This window comes from Gallibacterium salpingitidis (assembly GCF_030517105.1).
In the GTDB taxonomy this organism is placed as follows: Bacteria; Pseudomonadota; Gammaproteobacteria; order Enterobacterales; family Pasteurellaceae; genus Gallibacterium; species Gallibacterium salpingitidis.
On sequence record NZ_CP103875.1, the window covers coordinates 418589 to 436358 of the forward strand.

The 17770-nt window shown below is 37.1% G+C and carries 16 protein-coding genes; 13 read left to right on the forward strand and 3 right to left on the reverse strand.

The annotated features are described in order from the left end of the window. Window positions 1-32: 32 nt before the first annotated feature. The gene (gene plsB, locus NYR30_RS02020; RefSeq protein ID WP_302501757.1) at window positions 33-2450 is read right to left on the reverse strand and encodes a glycerol-3-phosphate 1-O-acyltransferase PlsB; all 2418 of its coding nucleotides are present in this window, start codon (window positions 2448-2450) and stop codon (window positions 33-35) included. A gap of 190 nt (window positions 2451-2640) precedes the next feature. Between plsB and lexA the strand changes: the two genes are divergently transcribed. The 13 genes from lexA (at window position 2641) to NYR30_RS02085 (ending at window position 15872) form a co-directional block, all read left to right on the forward strand. Then, window positions 2641-3282 carry a transcriptional repressor LexA gene (gene lexA, locus NYR30_RS02025; RefSeq protein ID WP_066112642.1) on the forward strand — a complete coding sequence of 214 codons (642 nt, stop codon included), beginning with the start codon at window positions 2641-2643 and terminating at the stop codon, window positions 3280-3282. A 493-nt stretch (window positions 3283-3775) separates the two neighbouring features. After that, window positions 3776-5572: a fumarate reductase (quinol) flavoprotein subunit gene (gene frdA, locus NYR30_RS02030; protein ID WP_066112644.1), complete on the forward strand. Its 1797-nt coding sequence runs from the start codon at window positions 3776-3778 to the stop codon at window positions 5570-5572. Further along, a complete protein-coding gene (locus tag NYR30_RS02035) occupies window positions 5572-6345 on the forward strand; it encodes a succinate dehydrogenase/fumarate reductase iron-sulfur subunit (protein ID WP_065234725.1) in 774 nt (257 codons plus the stop codon). Before frdA ends, NYR30_RS02035 begins: the two co-directional genes overlap by 1 nt. A gap of 12 nt (window positions 6346-6357) precedes the next feature. After that, window positions 6358-6753 (forward strand): fumarate reductase subunit FrdC, encoded by a 396-nt coding sequence (frdC, locus tag NYR30_RS02040; RefSeq protein WP_066107132.1) that lies wholly within the window; start codon window positions 6358-6360, stop codon window positions 6751-6753. A gap of 10 nt (window positions 6754-6763) precedes the next feature. Beyond that, the gene (gene frdD, locus NYR30_RS02045; protein ID WP_302501761.1) at window positions 6764-7108 is read left to right on the forward strand and encodes a fumarate reductase subunit FrdD; all 345 of its coding nucleotides are present in this window, start codon (window positions 6764-6766) and stop codon (window positions 7106-7108) included. Window positions 7109-7428: 320 nt separating this feature from the next. After that, the gene (gene manX / locus NYR30_RS02050) at window positions 7429-8427 is read left to right on the forward strand and encodes a PTS mannose transporter subunit IIAB (RefSeq protein ID WP_066421509.1); all 999 of its coding nucleotides are present in this window, start codon (window positions 7429-7431) and stop codon (window positions 8425-8427) included. A gap of 22 nt (window positions 8428-8449) precedes the next feature. Next, complete coding sequence (locus NYR30_RS02055; protein ID WP_066107140.1) at window positions 8450-9253, forward strand: PTS mannose/fructose/sorbose transporter subunit IIC; 804 nt, start codon at window positions 8450-8452, stop codon at window positions 9251-9253. 14 nt (window positions 9254-9267) lie between these two features. Further along, window positions 9268-10104, forward strand: coding sequence for a PTS mannose transporter subunit IID (locus NYR30_RS02060; RefSeq protein ID WP_066107279.1), 837 nt, complete (start codon window positions 9268-9270; stop codon window positions 10102-10104). A 99-nt stretch (window positions 10105-10203) separates the two neighbouring features. Next, window positions 10204-10689: a DUF986 family protein gene (locus tag NYR30_RS02065; RefSeq protein ID WP_066107141.1), complete on the forward strand. Its 486-nt coding sequence runs from the start codon at window positions 10204-10206 to the stop codon at window positions 10687-10689. Window positions 10690-10692: 3 nt separating this feature from the next. After that, entirely contained in the window at window positions 10693-11892 is a 1200-nt protein-coding gene (gene manA, locus NYR30_RS02070) for a mannose-6-phosphate isomerase, class I (protein WP_302501764.1), read from the forward strand. 155 nt (window positions 11893-12047) lie between these two features. After that, entirely contained in the window at window positions 12048-13061 is a 1014-nt protein-coding gene (locus tag NYR30_RS02075; protein WP_302501765.1) for a Fe(3+) ABC transporter substrate-binding protein, read from the forward strand. A 91-nt stretch (window positions 13062-13152) separates the two neighbouring features. Beyond that, window positions 13153-14784, forward strand: a complete 1632-nt coding sequence (locus NYR30_RS02080) for an ABC transporter permease (RefSeq protein ID WP_302501767.1) — start codon at window positions 13153-13155, stop codon at window positions 14782-14784. Window positions 14785-14786: 2 nt separating this feature from the next. Continuing rightward, window positions 14787-15872 (forward strand): ABC transporter ATP-binding protein, encoded by a 1086-nt coding sequence (locus NYR30_RS02085; RefSeq protein ID WP_302501769.1) that lies wholly within the window; start codon window positions 14787-14789, stop codon window positions 15870-15872. A 16-nt stretch (window positions 15873-15888) separates the two neighbouring features. Here the strand turns inward: NYR30_RS02085 and NYR30_RS02090 are convergent, their stop codons facing one another. Continuing rightward, window positions 15889-16233: a DMT family protein gene (locus tag NYR30_RS02090; RefSeq protein WP_066112653.1), complete on the reverse strand. Its 345-nt coding sequence runs from the start codon at window positions 16231-16233 to the stop codon at window positions 15889-15891. A gap of 93 nt (window positions 16234-16326) precedes the next feature. Then, window positions 16327-17694: a GntP family permease gene (locus tag NYR30_RS02095; RefSeq protein WP_302501771.1), complete on the reverse strand. Its 1368-nt coding sequence runs from the start codon at window positions 17692-17694 to the stop codon at window positions 16327-16329. Between the last annotated feature and the right edge of the window lie 76 nt (window positions 17695-17770).

Sequence of the window (17770 nt, forward strand, 5' to 3'; positions counted from 1 at the left end):
GATTTACACGCTTTTTTTGTCATATTTAATTATTATTTTTCAATCGCATCTTGGATAGTAATATCAATTTCTAATGATACGATCTTATGTAAGATGGAATGAAGATCATCAATTCTTTCATTAATAGCATCACCATTTTCATCAAAATAATCGTTTTGTTTCAAACAGTTAATAAATGCAGCAAAAATCGCTTTATCAAAGAACTCTGGCGCATTAATACCATGTAAAACAGATAAACGCTGAGCAATGGATTGACTCTCTTTTTCCAGTTCTGCACGACCTTGCGCAGGGTTTGCTTTCAATAAACTTAAGGTGATGTAGTAACGTTGTAGAGTTTCTCTAACGCCAGCAGCCAATAATTGTAACGCACGACCACGTTTCTTATTGATACTTAGAATATTTTCATGACGTTTTAAGATTTGTTGGCGACATAACTCATCAACGATTGTTAATAGATATTGATGTAATTTTTTTTCAGGAATACTGAGGAATAATTCATTTGCCAAGAATGGATAGAATTTTTTAACCGCATCAATCACTAAATTGAGCTCTATTGCTTCGTGGTGTAGCACGAGGCTAGCGATAAATGATGGTAGCACAAATAAGTGTTGAATATTGTTACGGTAATAAGTCATTAACACTGCGGAGCCACGTTCTAAGCGGACAATTTCACCAAAATTATCTTTTTCAATGATAATACCAACACGATCTAATCCTAATACGTGTTGTAATAATGCCGCACCATCGTCGTTTGGTAAAATCACATCATCGTCGTAACAAGTGTTACGTAATAATTGTAAGTAAGTATCTAATTGCTCGATTAGTAACTCTTTAGATAATGCGCGTTGGCGCGAGGAGAGTAGAATAGATACTGTTAAATTCATTGCATTAACCGCAGCAGCACGATTAATGTTTACCATTACTTGGTTAGAAACACGATCAACTGCGTCATTAAACCATTCAGGACGATTTTTATCATCGTAATTACGCCATTGTGGATAGTGCTGATTTAAATAGGTGTTTAAGGTGATAGGTTCAGCGAAATTAACATAACCTTTCCCTAAGTTGCGTAATTTTTTGATTACTCGTAATACCAAGCCAGCATTTTCTTTTTCTTTGGCAGCACCACGAAGTTCTTTCGCATACGTATCCACTTCTAGCACATGTTCATAACCAATATATACTGGAACAATTGTAATAGGGCGAGTCTGTTGGCCACTTTGTAATGCTTGCAAAGTCATTGACATCATCCCTGTTTTAGGAGCAAGTAAACGCCCAGTACGAGAACGACCACCTTCAATGAAAAATTCAACAGAATAACCACGATGGAACAATTCCGCGATATATTCTCTGAAAATAGTAGAGTAGAGGCGGTTACCTTTGAAAGTTCTGCGAATAAAGAAGGCTCCCCAACTACGGAACATACTACCAACCGGCCAGAAGTTTAAGTTAATGCCTGCGGCAATATGAGGAGGCACTAAGCCTTGATGATAGAGAATGTAGGAAAGAAGTAGATAGTCAATATGGCTACGATGACAAGGTACATAGACAATTTCATGTCCATCGAGAGCTAATTTACGTACACGATCAGCGTGTTCAACGCTAATTCCTTGATAAAGTTTATTCCATAACCAACCTAAGAAACGGTTAGCCACTCTCAAGCTACTGTAATTGAAGTTTGCAGCAATTTCTTCAAGAATCTTTCTTGCTTCCTGTTCTGCTTTTTCTTTTGAAATTTTCTTGTTATTTGTCTCATTTTGAATTGCAGCCACAATATTTTCATTGGTAAGCAATTTAGCAAACATGGCTGAACGATTGAGCAAGCGAGGTCCGGTCGCTGAGATACGCTGTTTTGAAAAGTGGATACGAGCAACACGAGAAAGTTTTTGCGCTAATTTTGGATCTTGTCCATAAGTATCAATCATATAACGCAGCGATACTGATTGGGAAAAGCGCACAAAATTATCTCGTCCAAACCACAAAATTGTGGCAAATTTTTCAATCCCATTTAACAAACGTAATTTTGGTAAGCTTGATTTATCTTCATAGCCCGGTGATCTACCCCAAAGCACAGAAACTGGAATTAACTGTACATTTAACTCGGGATTATTATGATGTAATTCTAAATATTGCGAAAATATCTGTTCAGTTTCTTTTTTTGCCGTTTTCGATTTGAAAAAGCGGCGACCTTCATCTAAGAATACATAGCGAGGCAATTTACTGCCATTAATTTCATTCAGTTGCAGTGGATCAGGTAGCCCTAAATTTAAACAATTCTTTTGGAAAATTAATAAATCAGTTTGTGAAGTATATGGCAAAACATAAATTAATGGTTCTGCAATATTAAGCTTTAATTCTTGAATTGGATCATTAGGAATTGAATTACTTTTAACTAATAAAGAGAGCGGAAATCGCAATAAATTTCGATAAAAATTGAGCAAAGTTGCCATTTTTTATTCCTTTAATATCAGTTTTATATGAAATCGGGCGTAAGTTTAGCATAAATTCCTTGATGAAAGTGAGTTATCAGATCAAGGTAGAAAAGAAAACGTAACCAAAATATTCGGAAATAAGCATTGCAATACAGTATTTGCTGTATATAATTACAGGTAATACTGTATAAAAGAACAGAGATAAATTATGGCAAAACTAACCAAAACTTTAACGGCACGACAACAAGAAGTGTTCGATTTTGTAAAACAACATTTAGAACAAACGGGAATGCCGCCAACTCGTGCAGAAATTGCGAAAGAATTAGGGTTTCGTTCTGCGAATGCAGCAGAAGAACATTTAAAAGCATTAGCGAAAAAAGGGGTAATTGAAATTGTTTCTGGTACTTCACGAGGTATTCGCCTTATTGGTGAGAATATGGAAGTCGCTAATGATGATGAAATAGGCTTGCCTTTAATTGGTAAAGTTGCTGCTGGTGAGCCAATATTAGCAGCGGCACATATTGAAGCCACTTACCAAGTGGACGTGAATATGTTTAAACCGAAAGCGGACTTTTTGTTAAAAGTGCAAGGAATGTCGATGAAAGATATTGGTATTCTTGATGGCGATTTGTTGGCAGTGCACAGTACAAAAGATGTGCGTAATGGACAGGTTGTAGTGGCTCGTATCAATGACAATGTTACGGTAAAGCGTTTTGAACGAAAAGGCGATATTCTTTATTTACACCCAGAAAATAGCGAACTTTCACCAATTATTGTCGATTTAAGCCAAGAAAATGTTGAAATTGAAGGTATTGCTGTCGGCATTATCCGCAATAATGCTTGGATGTAATAATCATTAGTAAATATTTTTATCACTTTTTAGGCAGTAGATTTACTGCCTTTTTATTGGTATTTTAGTGATTACAAATAAAGCTTAAAAATGGTGAAATAATCCTATTTTTATGGGATTTATTTTGAGTGTAAATTGATTGTATATTTTCCACCCTGTTAAGATAAGAAAAAATGTGTTTTATTAAAATGTTAATAGCTCGTTTGCCAAAACTTTAATTGTTACTCATTTGTTAATAAAATGTTTTTTTCATATATTTTATAATAGTTAATCCATAAAATTTCTTTTATTTCTATCTTTGTATAAATCTTATGCTATAAGCAAATTCAGCTTCTACCCTTAATTTGTTGGTAAGAGAGATAACTTTTTTGAGGTAGATCACGAAAAAGACTTTTTTTATTAAAAATCTGTGAAAAAATAATTACCCAAGCGACAATTAATGGCAAAATAATCATACTTTTTACTCGTAAATTAATTAACTTGGAGGAATATCGTGCAGACCGTTAATGTCGATATTGCAATTGTTGGTGCTGGTGGTGGTGGTTTACGTGCAGCAATCGCAGCTGCTGAAGCAAATCCTAGCCTAAAAATTGCTTTAATTTCAAAAGTTTATCCTATGCGTAGTCATACTGTTGCTGCAGAAGGTGGTGCAGCAGCCGTTATTAAAGAAGAAGACTCATACGATAAACACTTCCACGATACTGTTGCTGGTGGTGACTGGCTTTGTGAACAAGACGTTGTGGAATATTTCGTTGAACACTCTCCAATCGAAATGACTCAATTAGAACGTTGGGGTTGCCCATGGAGCCGTCGTCCAGATGGTGACGTGAACGTACGTCGTTTCGGTGGTATGAAGATTGAAAGAACTTGGTTCGCAGCGGATAAAACAGGTTTCCACTTACTTCATACATTATTCCAAACTTCAATTCAATTCCCTCAAATTCAACGTTTCGACGAACATTTTGTGTTAGATATCCTTGTGGATGACGGTCATGCACGTGGTGTTGTGGCAATGAATATGATGGAAGGCACAATGGTTCAAATCAATGCCAATGCTGTAGTTATTGCTACTGGTGGTGGCTGTCGTGCGTTCCGCTTCAATACTAACGGTGGTATCGTGACTGGTGATGGGCTTTCAATGGCATATCGTCATGGTGTTCCACTTCGTGATATGGAATTCGTACAATATCATCCAACAGGCTTACCGAATACTGGTATTTTGATGACTGAAGGTTGCCGTGGTGAAGGTGGTATCTTAGTAAATAAAGATGGTTACCGTTACTTACAAGATTATGGTCTAGGACCAGAAACTCCGATTGGTAAACCACAAAACAAATATATGGAACTTGGTCCACGTGATAAAGTTTCACAAGCATTCTGGCAAGAATTACAAAAAGGTAACACCTTAAAAACTGCGAAAGGTGTGGATGTAGTTCATCTTGATTTAAGACATCTTGGTGAAAAATATTTACATGAACGTTTGCCATTTATTTGTGAATTAGCGCAAGCGTATGAAGGTGTTGATCCAGCGAAGTCACCAATCCCAGTACGTCCAGTTGTTCACTATACAATGGGTGGTATTGAAGTTGACCAACAATCTGAAACTCGTATTAAAGGTTTGTTTGCGGTTGGTGAATGTGCATCTTCTGGTTTACATGGTGCCAACCGTCTAGGTTCTAACTCATTAGCTGAATTATTAGTATTAGGTCGTGTGGCTGGTGAATATGCGGCACAACGTGCAGTAGAAGCACAACCAGCGAACCAAACTGTAATTGATGCACAAGCTAAAGATGTAATTAAACGTCTTGACGCGTTATTAGCGCAAGAAGGTACTGAATCTTGGTCAAGCATTCGTGATGAAATGGGTAACTCAATGGAAGAGGGCTGCGGTATTTATCGTACTCAAGAAAGTATGCAAAAAACCGTTGATAAGATTCAAGAATTAAAAGAACGTTATAAACGTATTCGTGTTGCGGACCGTTCAAGCGTGTTTAATACAGATGTACTTTATACCATTGAATTAGGTTACATCTTAGATGTGGCACAATCTATTGCTTGCTCAGCAATCGATCGTAAAGAATCTCGTGGTGCACACCAACGTTTGGACTATACAGAGCGTGATGATGTGAATTACTTGAAACATACTTTAGCATTCTATAAAGCAGATGGTTTACCAACTATCGAATATAGCGATGTGAAGATCACTAAATCACAACCAGCTAAACGTGTGTACGGTGCGGAAGCAGAAGCCGCAGAAGCAGCAAAAGCAGCAAAAGAAGGGGCAAAATAATGGCGAATGCATTACAAACAATGACGGTGGAAATTCTACGTTATAACCCTGAAGTAGATAGCGAACCGCATTTAAAATCTTATCAAGTACCATATGATAGCCAAACTTCATTACTTGATGCGTTAGGTTATATCAAAGATAAACTTGAGCCAGAACTTTCTTATCGTTGGTCTTGTCGTATGGCGATTTGTGGTTCATGTGGCATGATGGTTAACGGTAAACCAAAATTAGCTTGTAAAACATTCTTACGTGACTTCAGTGGTCATATGCGTATTGAACCATTAGCTAATTTCCCAATTGAGCGTGACCTTGTGGTTGATCTCAGTCACTTCATTGAAAGCCTTGAATCAATCAAACCATATATTATTGGTAACCAAGCGCCTGAATTGAAAAATGAACCACAACCATCATCAGAGTTGGCGAAATCAAGAACCAAACAAACTCCAGCACAATTAGAGAAATATCGTACTTTCTCAATGTGTATCAACTGTGGTTTATGCTATGCCGCTTGTCCACAATTTGGTTTAAATCCTGAATTCGTAGGTCCTGCAGCAATTACTCTTGCTCATCGTTATAACTTAGATAACCGTGACCATGGTAAAGCAGAACGTATGAAAATTCTTAACGGTAAAAACGGGGTATGGAGTTGTACTTTCGTTGGTTATTGTTCAGAAGTTTGTCCAAAACATGTTGGCCCAGCTTCAGCAGTTAACCAAGGTAAGATTGAAAGTGCGAAAGATTACGTTTTTGCAATGTTAAAAATGCAAAAGTAAGGAGAAAGTAAAATGACAACAGTAGCAACCAGTAAACGCAAAAAATATGTGCGTGAAGTGAAACCAACTTGGTGGAAAAAGTTAGATTTTTACAAATTCTACGTATTGCGTGAAAGTACATCAGTGCCAACCGTTTGGTTCTGTTTGGAATTATTCTACGGCTTACTTTGCTTAGGTGATGGTACTTTTAACACCCAATTTGTTGGATTTTTACAAAATCCAGTGGTGATTATTTTAAATATTATCACTCTCGGTGCAGTGTTATTAAACACATTCACATTCTTTAATATGGCGCCACAAATGATGAATATCATTGTGAAAAACGAACGTATTAATGTGAATCTAGTGACCAAAGTATTTTGGGCTATCACTGTGGTAGTAAGTATTATTGCCTTAATTTTAGTATAGGAAAAATAAGATGAACAAAGAAACTCCAAAACGTTCAAGCGAACCAGTCGTCTGGTTATTATTCGGTGCTGGTGGTGCTATTAGTGCAGTATTTTTCCCTGTATTAGTACTGATTTTAGGTTTCCTTTTACCGTTTGGAATCGTATCACCAGATAACATTATTGCATTTGCCCATACTTGGATTGGTAAATTAGCAATTCTTGCATTGTTAATTTTCCCAACTTGGTGTGGTATCCATCGTATTCACTTAGGCTTACATGATTTTAAAGTTCATGTTCCAGCTGGCGGTGTAATTTTCTATGGATTAGCAGTGCTTTATTCAGTATTAACAATTTGTGCAGTGATTGCGCTTTAATTTAAATTATTACTTCGTAGCCAAAATCTCTCATCTTTCCTAGATGGGAGATTTTTTTATTTTTTTAAATAAATAACTTTGACATTTATTTTTTATAATAAAATTAATGTTATTAACAATTATGCTACTTCTTTTTCATTTCTATAATATTTGCCTGAATCAATGGTTAATATCGATGAAATAAAGCAAAAATTTCCAATGTTTTTTCCAATTTTGTGATCTGTGTTATATCTCTTTGCTAAAAATTTCTTTAAAATTGCGCCCGCTTTATACTCTATTTGAAAATTTATCTATTTAATTAAAATAAATAAGGAGCCCCTATGAGTATTGCTATTATTATAGCTACGCATGGCGTCGCAGCAGAACAATTACTTCGTACAACAGAGATGTTGATTGGCGAACAAGAAAATGTTGCGTTTATTGATTTTGTACCTGGTGAGAATGCAGAAACTATCATTGGTAAATATCAAGAAAAATTAGCAAATGAATTAGCTAATTGTGATCAGGTTTTGTTTTTAGTGGATACATGGGGTGGAAGCCCATTTAATGCTGCAAATCGTGTGGCAGACGGTAAAGACAATATGGAAGTCGTGACTGGTGTTAATGTGCCAATGTTGGTAGAAACATTTATGGCTCGTGATGATGATCCGTCATTAGAAGAACTTGCTGAAATTGCGTTAGAAACAGGACGTGGTGGTGTACGAGCATTAAAACTTGAACAAAAACCACAAGCACAAGAAGAAACTGTTGCACAACCTGCTCCAGCCGCTGAAGCACCAGCAGTAGAAAAAGTTGCTCAACCAACAACGGCAACTGCTGGCAAGCATATGGCGATTGGTTTAGCCCGTATTGATGACCGTTTAATTCATGGTCAAGTTGCAACTCGTTGGACTAAAGAAAGCAAAGTAAATCGTATCATTGTAGTCAATAATGAAGTTGATAAAGATGACGTACGCAAAACAATGTTAAAACAAGCAGCTCCTCCGGGAGTGACAGCTCACGTTGTCAATGTAGAAAAAATGGTACGTGTTTACAATAATCCTGAGTACAACGATGATCGTGTGATGTTGTTATTCACCAACCCAACCGATGCCTTATTCTTAGTGGAAGCTGGTTTAGATATTAAATCTGTCAATATCGGCGGTATGGCATATCACGATGGTAAAAAACAAATTACTAGCGCGGTTTCAGTAGATCAAAAAGATATTGAAGCATTCAAGAAATTAGCAGAGCTAAAAGTGGAACTTGATGTACGTAAAGTATCGAATGATCGTAAAGAAGATATGATTGATTTGCTGAAAAAGAGCAACCTTATTTAACAATTAACTAAAGGAAAATGCTATGGAACTTTCTAGTATTCAAATTATTTTGATCTTCATCATCGCTTGTATTTCAGGGATGGGATCAATTTTGGATGAGTTTCAAACTCACCGCCCACTGATCGCTTGTACATTAATTGGCTTAGTGTTAGGTGATATGAAAACCGGTATTATCGTTGGTGGTTCATTAGAATTATTAGCGTTAGGTTGGATGAATATCGGTGCTGCGTTAGCGCCAGATGCGGCATTAGCTTCTGTGGTTTCAACAATCTTAGTTATTGTCGGTGGACAAGAAATTTCAACCGGTATTGCGATTGCAATTCCGCTTGCAGCAGCAGGTCAAGTTTTAACTTATGTAGTGCGTGCAATTACCGTTGGTTTCCAACATCTTGCTGATAAATCAGTACAAGATGGTAATTTAAACCGTTTAGACTGGGTACACTGCAGTGCTTTAATTTTGCAAGCAATGCGTATTGCTATTCCAGCGTTAATTGTAGCATTAACTGCAGGAACTGATACTGTTCAATCACTTTTAAATGCAATTCCTCCAGTAGTAACTACTGGCTTAAAAATCGCCGGCGGTATCATCGCAGTGGTCGGTTATGCAATGGTAATCAATATGATGCGTGCTGGTCACTTAATGCCATTTTTCTATGCAGGTTTCGTGGTAGCTGCATTTACTAACTTCAACTTAGTTGCGTTAGGTGTACTCGGTACAATTATGGCAATTCTTTATATTCAACTTCACCCTAAATACAACCAAAGTAAGCAAGTGGTGCAAGTAGTTGCAAGTGGCAATAATGATCTTGATAACAGATTAGATTAATGGGGGAAGTAGCAATGACAACCGAAATGAAAAAAGTAACTCAAAGCGATTTAAATAAAGTCGTACTTCGTTCTAACCTTTTCCAAGGTTCATGGAACTTTGAACGTATGCAAGCATTAGGCTTTGCTTTTGCAATGGCACCAGTGATCAAACGTTTATATCCAGATGCTAATTCTCAAGAACGTAAAGATGCGATTAAACGCCATTTAGAATTTTTTAATACACAACCATTTGTGGCTGCGCCAGTATTAGGGGTAACCATTGCCATGGAAGAAGAACGTGCCAATGGTAAACCAATTGATGATGCAGCGATCAATGGGATTAAAGTTGGTTTAATGGGGCCGTTAGCTGGGGTTGGTGATCCGATTTATTGGGGAACAGCTCGTCCAGTATTTGCCGCATTAGGGGCAGGTTTGGCGCTAAGCGGTAGTATTTTAGGGCCGTTACTCTTTTTCTTCTTATTTAACCTTGTGCGTTTAGCAACTCGTTACTATGGCGTAACTTATGGTTATAAGAAAGGTCTTGATGTAGTAAAAGATATGAGTGGTGGTTTGTTACAGAAACTTACTGAAGGTGCGTCAATTCTCGGTCTATTTATTATGGGGGCATTGGTGCAAAAATGGACCAGTATTAATGTCCCAGTAGTTGTTTCTGTGATTGAAAAACAAGATGGTACTGTTGAAACTACTACAGTTCAGCAAATTCTTGACAGCTTAATGCCGGGATTATTACCATTGCTCTTTACCTTTGCTTGTATGTGGTTGCTTCGCAATCGTGTTAATGCACTTTGGATTATTATCGGAATTTTTGTAATCGGTATTATCGGTGCGGCAACAGGTATTTTAGGATAATGTATATGGTGGGTTGATACCCACCATTTCATTTTTTATCTGTGTTTAGTGGGCTTAGCCCACTTTCTATTTTAATAATATCGCTATTTTAAAATTGAGATGATCATTAATATTACTCTATTTGTCTTAATTGTTTTTTATCTACTATTTGCTATTTACGATCAGTTTCTTATTGATAAACGTTATGGCAAAACGGTTATTCGCGTGCCTCTATTGCGTAAATTACAGTTAGAAGGCATTGTGATGTTAGTCTTGATATGGTTAGCTGTTTATCAAGCCCTACCACAAGGATTAGAAAAAAGAACCATTTATCTATTAGTGATGTTATCAATTTTATTGCTTTATCACTTTTTTATTCGTTATCCCGTCTTTCTACTAAAAGAATCGGGATTCTACCTCAATAATTTTTATATTCCGTATCAGCGTTTAGATACGATCAATATTAGTGAAAACGGCTTTTTACAATTAGTATTAAAAAATGGCAAAGCGATGCCTGTTTATATTAGAGATGTTGATGATGTCGCAAAAGTATTAGATTTTTTCGTTAAAACAGGCCGAATTACGCAATCTATTGGAGGAAAATAAGTTATGTTTTATCGCCTTAATGGTCAGGCACAACATTATATTTGGGGTGGAAAAGAGTATATTCCACAACTTTTTCAATTATCAGCAGATAATCAAATTTATGCGGAATGGTGGTTAGGAATGCATCCAAGTGCACCATCAATGATCGAAACAGCAACAAATACAGAAGAAGATCTTGCCCAATATATTACCCAGCATCCTGAAGTGTTAGGGGAAAAATCACAACAATTATTTGGTCATAAATTACCTTATTTATTAAAAATTCTTGATGTAGTAAAACCGTTATCTATTCAATTACATCCAACTAAAAAAGAAGCTGAGCAAGGTTTTGCTCGTGAAAATGCAGCAGGAATTGACTTAAAAGATGCGAAACGTAGTTATAAAGATGATAACCATAAGCCGGAAATGATGATTGCATTATCTGATTTCTGGTTATTGCATGGCTTTAAAACAAAAGCATCTATTCTATCAACGCTTTATGCTCGTCCATCATTAGTAGTGTTGGCTGAACAATTAGAGCAACAATCATTAAAAGATTTCTATGCTTTGGTAATGCAAGCGGCACAAGCAGAATTAGCACAATGGTTGTTGCCGATTATTCAACATAATCAAATGGCTTATCGTAATAATCAATTAACGTTGGATAATCCGGACTACTGGGTGATTTATGCATTAGAAGCAATGGAAATACCACTTGATAAGTTGGATGCTGGTTTGCTTTGTTTTTATCTATTTAATATTGTGCATTTAAAACAAGGTGAAGGCATTTTCCAAGATGCAGGTATTCCACACGCTTATTTACGCGGACAGAATATTGAATTAATGGCGTGTTCTGACAATGTGATTCGTGGTGGTTTAACGCCAAAATATGTTGATATTCCAGAATTGTTAAAAATTATTGATTGCACAGAAATTACGCCAAAAATTATTGCGCCGGCTGAACAGAAAAATGGCTATACAACCTATCAAACGCCGAGCCAAGATTTTGCGTTAGCTAATCTTAATTATCAGCAAGGTTATCAATGTGAACTTGTGACAAAGAGTGCGGAAATTTTATTAGTAATGCAGGGTAGTTTGAGCATTACTGCTGACGGTAAAACTTTGTTACTCAAGCAAGGGCAATCACTCTTTATTGAAGCAAATACTCACTATCAAATTAGCGGTGAGCAAGCGGGATATGCGATTATTGCGAAATTGCCGTAAGTATTTGAGTGGTTATTTTTAAAGCAGCTATCATTAGCTGCTTTTTTTTATATTATTTAATTGAGAATAATTCTTATTGACACAAGGTGCCTTACATTGTATGTTAAAACCGATTACTGATAATCACCTTTATTTAATATTATTTGCGAGGTACTATGAAAAAATCTCTTTTAGCTGCGAGCTTGTTCGCAACGTTAGCAACATCTGCTTTTGCTGCCAATGAAGTTAATGTTTATTCCTACCGCCAACCTTATCTTATCGAACCAATCCTAAAAGAATTTGAAGCGCAAAGTGGCGTAAAAGTAAACCTTATTTTTGCGGATAAAGGGTTAGTTGAGCGTGTAAAACGTGAAAAAGAACTTACTCCAGCAGACGTGTTATTGACTGTGGATATTAGTCGAGTAATGGAATTAGTGAATGCAGGTTTAGCAGAACACGTTCATTCAGCAGTATTAGAACAAAATATTCCTGCACAATATCGTGACAAAAATGATGAATGGTTTGCCTTAACGACTCGTGCAAGAGCGATTTATACCTCGAAAGATCGTGTAGGTAAATTACCAGAAAACTTTACCTACTACGATCTAGCAAAACCAGAATTAAAAGGCAAAGTTTGCGTGCGTTCAGGTAAACACTCTTATAATGTTTCGTTGGTTGCTTCAATGATTGCACACGATGGCGAAGCTAAAGCGAAAGAGTTTTTGGTTGGTTTAAAAAATAACTTAGCGAAGAAACCGCAAGGTGGTGATCGTGATCAAGTGAAAGCAATTAAAGAAGGCGTTTGTGATTACTCTTTAGGTAATAGCTACTATTTTGGCAAAATGTTGGAAGATGAAAAACAACGTGAATGGGCAGAATCTGTTTATATCAACTTCCCGAATCAAACTACCACAGGAACACACGTGAATATCAGCGGAGTTGCGGTAGCAAAATACTCTAAAAATAAAGAGAACGCTTTAAAATTAGTTGAGTTTTTAAGTAGTGATAAAGCGCAGCATCTTTATGCTGAATTAAACCACGAATATCCAGTGAAACCGGGTGTAGAAGTTTCTAAATTGGTAGCCTCTTGGGGAACATTCAAAGCGGATACCTTACCGTTAAACGAGATTGCGAAAAATTACGATAAAGCGTTAAAACTGATCGACGAAGTGAAGTTTGACCTTGAGTAATCTCATTATTTTCTCTTGAATTTTAGAATAGGTAGCTGTAATCACAGTTGCCTATTCTGTTTTTTGTTTATTTCTATTTTGTAGTTAATTCGTGTTGAGAGTACAAAAACTGATTATTAATGTGGTAACGCTGATCTTAATTGGTTTCTTTTTGATGCCAATTGTGGCGATTTTTTATCAAGCATTACAAGGCTCATTACAAAGCTTAACGCATCTCTGGCATACCGTATTAGCGGATTATGTTATCAATTCGCTGTTATTAGTGAGTGGAACGGTAGTGATTAGCCTATGTTTTGCCTTACCTGCCGCCTATTTAGTATCACGTTATCAATTCAAAACCCAAGCCATTTTGCAATGGCTGCTTTGTTTGCCATTAGCAATTCCGGCTTATCTTTCCGCCTATTTATATACCGATTTTTTAGATTATCCGGGCGTGGTACAGCAATGGCTACGAATGATCTTTGGCTGGCAATCAATTAATGATTATTGGTTTCCTTCAATTCGTAGCTTAGGCGGCGCTTGCTTTATTTTAGCGTTATCACTTTACCCATATATTTTCTTACTTAGCCGCATGGCATTAATGGAGCAGTCAGAAAATTTAATACAGAGTGCAAAACTATTGGGGGCATCACCACGCCAAATTTTTTGGCGAGTAACATTGCCATTATTACGCCCATCCATTGCAGTCGGTTGTGCATTAGTCGCAATGGAAGCGCTAGGTGATTTTGGCACTGTCTTTTATTTCGCTATTCCAACACTAACCACCGCCGTTTATGATACTTGGCTCGGTTTTGGCGATTTACAAGCGGCAGCACAAATTGCCATTGCGATGTTAGCGCTGATCAGTTTCTTTATTGGTATTGAACGCTATGCCAGACGCAAACAAAAACTGTATCAACGTGGTTGTGAAAGCCAACACCAGTACCAAACAGTGACAAAATGGTGGGAAAAAGGGTTAGTGATTTACAGTTGGTTATTAGTCACGTTAGCCTTTCTTATTCCATTGTTACAGTTAGGTTATTGGGCTTATCACTATTTTGCCGAAGCGTGGACGAAAGCCTTTTTTGATTATGCGAAAAACAGTCTAACGGTAGCGACAATAGCCTCATTAGTCAGTGTAATATTAGCGCTAATCCTGCATTTTATTGCCCGCCTTTTCCAATACCCACTAGCGAAACGAGGTTTACGTTTAGGATCGCTTGGCTATGCGGTTCCGGGTACGGTATTAGCGATTGGTTTACTAATTCCACTAACTTTTGCTGATCATCAATTACATCAGCTGACAACTTGGTTAGATATTTCCTCATTTGGCTTAATATTTTCAGGTTCAATTTTTGCATTGATTGTAGCGTACGTGATTCGCTTTTCGGCAATGTCGTTAGGCAGTATCGAAACTACACTCAATAAAATTCCACCTTCATTTGAAATGGCAGGACGAACATTAGGACATTCTAATTTCTCTATTTGGCGGAAAATCCATTTGCCATTATTACGAAAAGGTATTTTAACTGCACTGTTATTGGTGTTTATTGAGAGTATGAAAGAGTTGAATGCTTCTTTATTATTGCGTCCATTCAACTTTGACACCTTAGCCACTCACGTTTTTACTTACACTTCAGATGAACAACTGGAACGTGCTGCGTTGCCAGCGATTGTGCTGATAGTGGTGGGATTGATTCCTGTCATCATACTAACACGTTCATTATTAGCGAATAAAAAATAACTATGAGTAGATTAGCGATTACACAATTAACTTGCGGATATGATGGACAAACGATTCTACAAGATCTGCATTTAGCATTAGAACAAGACGAAATTGTCTGTTTATTAGGAGCGAGTGGTTGCGGTAAAACCACATTATTAAAAGCGATTGCGGGTTTATTACCTATCAGTGAGGGGCGGATTTGCCTTGCGGGTGAAGATCTAAGTCAAACACCACTAGAACAGCGTCAGATTGGCTTAATTTTCCAAGATTATGCCTTATTCCCACATTTAACGGTGGCGGAAAATATCTTGTTTGGCTTACAACGGAAAAGTCGTCAGCAACAGCAAACAGTGTTAAATAAAATGACTGAATTAGTGCATTTACAAGGGTTGGAGCAGCGTTATCCTCATCAATTATCAGGCGGACAACAGCAGCGTGTTGCTATTGCTCGGGCATTGGCTTGCGAACCGAAATTGCTGCTATTAGATGAACCTTTTTCCAATATTGACAGCCAAGTACGTTATCAACTGATTGAAGAAATTCGAGCGATTTTGAAACAACAGCAAGTGCCGGCGATTTTTGTTACGCATAGTAAAGAAGAGGCGTTTGTGTTTGCGGATAAACTCGCTTTGATGGATAAAGGCAAAATTGTGCAATTTGGCGATGCGTTGTCTTTGTATCAGCAACCAAATTCTCGTTTTGTTGCTGAATTTTTAGGAAATGTGAATTATCTACCTTGTCAAATTCAACAGCAACAGATTAAAACGGTGTTTGGTTATTTGCCATTGACCAAAACTTATTATGCCGATCAGCGTCCAGTGCAAGAAGGAGATTGTGCTTGTTTGCTATTTAGACCAGAAGAGATTGAGATCCAAAGTAAGGTTAACCAACCGTTACCGCCGTTATCAACGTTAGCGATCATTCAACAACGTATCTTTCTAGGCAGTCATTATCGCTATTATGTGAAATTAGCTAATAGTGATAAAACGACATCAACATTGCTAGTCCAAAGTGCCACAATGTTGCCGATTGGCAGTAAAGTTATGCTTACATTCCAATTACAGCAACTTGTATTGTTTTCAAATCAAGATATTGACGCTAAATAGGAAAGGAAAAATCGTATTAACTACGGAAAACAAAGTAAACGCAGCCGCATAAACATAAACCAGCCCAAAGATAATCGAGTTTAAATGGTTGTTTAAAGAACCAAATTAAAAACGGTACAAAAACAATTAAGGTAATAACCTCTTGGGTAATTTTAAGCTGCCCGAAGGAAAAACCTTGTGCTGCTAAGAAGCGAGTTGCAGGAATCATAAAACTGTATTCCAACAAAGCAATAAACCATCCAAATAAGACTGCTTGCCATATAGGTGCATTGTGTAAGAATTTTAAATGACTATACCAAGCAAGCGTCATAAAACAGTTTGAAACAACTAATAAAAGTAATGGAAAGAGGTATGCGAACATAAGAATTGCCTATCAGTTAATATTCTAATCAAAGAAAACAGGCATAGCTTTCGCTATGCCTGCTGCCAACGTTATTTTATTTTAAATCCTAAATTATAGGAAGATACTTGCAATAGATACGATAGTGAAGCCTACAACCCCTAAGACAGTTTCTAATACTGTCCAAGTTTTAAAAGTGGTTTTGGTATCCATTTCAAGGAAACGGCTAATTAACCAGAAGCCAGAGTCGTTTACGTGTGATAATACTGTTGCACCTGATGCAATAGAAATCACGATAAAGCAAAGGTCAAATTGGCTTAATCCCGGAGTTGCGGCAATGGTTGGTGCCATTAATGCCGCTGTTGTGGTTAAGGCTACAGTTGCAGAACCCTGAGCAACACGTAAACACGTTGAGATAACAAATGCCGCAACAATGACTGGTAAACCTGTGTTAGAAAGGGTTGCTGCTAATACATCGCCGATACCGCTTGCACGTAACACACCACCAAACATACCACCAGCACCAGTGACTAATACGATAGAGCAGATTGGACCTAAAGCACTGTCGCAAAGTTTTTCGATTTGTTCTTTAGTATGTTGTCCTTTTAATAATAGGATAGCAACTAAAAGAGTAATCAATAAAGCAACTGGAGTTTTACCTAACATTCTGAGTATTTCTACCCAAGTTTGTGAGCCATCAATCGCTTTAATAGTGCTAAGCGTATTTAATCCAGTATCTAAGAAGATTAAACAAAGTGGTAATAGTAGGATAAACAACACGTTACCAAAGCTTGGAACTTCTAAATTAGCAGTTTCAGAAACAACATTTTTGCTTAAGAAAGTAGTTGGAAGTGGAATATGGATACGTTTACCGATGAATTGACCATAAAGATAACCACCAATATACCAAGTAGGAATAGCGGTAATTAAACCGACAATAACTAATAATCCCATATTTACACCAAGTAATTCACCTGATGCGACTGGACCTGGATGTGGCGGTAGGAATGCGTGCATAACAGCAAACGCACCTGCAGCAGGGAACGCATATTTTAAGGTTGAATCACCAAAACGTTTCGCAACACTAAAGATTATCGGTAACATTACCACTAAACCAGCATCAAAAAAGATTGGAAAACCGAATAATAATGAAGCGACGCCTAGTGCAAATGGAGCTCGTTTTTCACCAAATTTATCGATTAAGGTGTCAGCAAGCACTTTCGCGCCGCCGGTAATTTCGAGTAAACGACCAATCATTGCACCTAAACCAACCAATAATGCAACGGAAGCTAAGGTATTACCAAAACCGGTTAGCATAGTTGGTACGATTTTTGAAAATGGTGTGCCTGTCGCTAATGCTGTTAATAAGCTGACTAAGGTAAGTGCGACAAAAGCATGAATTTTAAAGCGCATAATTAAGATCAATAATGCGATTACTGCACAGATTGCAATGAGCAGTAATGAAGTTGCATCGTGAGCCATAGAGAATCCTCCGAATGAAGTTTTAATTTAAAAATAGGTACTCAAGTAAGAGTAGAAATTTTTGGTTGGCTAAATG

Bases quoted from the DNA above. Each gene is read 5' to 3' on its own strand.
- plsB (WP_302501757.1), bottom strand. From the start codon at position 2,450: ATGGCAACTTTGCTCAATTTTTATCGAAATTTATTGCGATTTCCGCTC.
- lexA (WP_066112642.1), top strand. From the start codon at position 2,641: ATGGCAAAACTAACCAAAACTTTAACGGCACGACAACAAGAAGTGTTC.
- NYR30_RS02035 (WP_065234725.1), top strand. From the start codon at position 5,572: ATGGCGAATGCATTACAAACAATGACGGTGGAAATTCTACGTTATAAC.
- frdC (WP_066107132.1), top strand. From the start codon at position 6,358: ATGACAACAGTAGCAACCAGTAAACGCAAAAAATATGTGCGTGAAGTG.
- frdD (WP_302501761.1), top strand. From the start codon at position 6,764: ATGAACAAAGAAACTCCAAAACGTTCAAGCGAACCAGTCGTCTGGTTA.
- manX (WP_066421509.1), top strand. From the start codon at position 7,429: ATGAGTATTGCTATTATTATAGCTACGCATGGCGTCGCAGCAGAACAA.
- NYR30_RS02055 (WP_066107140.1), top strand. From the start codon at position 8,450: ATGGAACTTTCTAGTATTCAAATTATTTTGATCTTCATCATCGCTTGT.
- NYR30_RS02060 (WP_066107279.1), top strand. From the start codon at position 9,268: ATGACAACCGAAATGAAAAAAGTAACTCAAAGCGATTTAAATAAAGTC.
- NYR30_RS02065 (WP_066107141.1), top strand. From the start codon at position 10,204: ATGATCATTAATATTACTCTATTTGTCTTAATTGTTTTTTATCTACTA.
- manA (WP_302501764.1), top strand. From the start codon at position 10,693: ATGTTTTATCGCCTTAATGGTCAGGCACAACATTATATTTGGGGTGGA.
- NYR30_RS02075 (WP_302501765.1), top strand. From the start codon at position 12,048: ATGAAAAAATCTCTTTTAGCTGCGAGCTTGTTCGCAACGTTAGCAACA.
- NYR30_RS02085 (WP_302501769.1), top strand. From the start codon at position 14,787: ATGAGTAGATTAGCGATTACACAATTAACTTGCGGATATGATGGACAA.
- NYR30_RS02090 (WP_066112653.1), bottom strand. From the start codon at position 16,233: ATGTTCGCATACCTCTTTCCATTACTTTTATTAGTTGTTTCAAACTGT.
- NYR30_RS02095 (WP_302501771.1), bottom strand. From the start codon at position 17,694: ATGGCTCACGATGCAACTTCATTACTGCTCATTGCAATCTGTGCAGTA.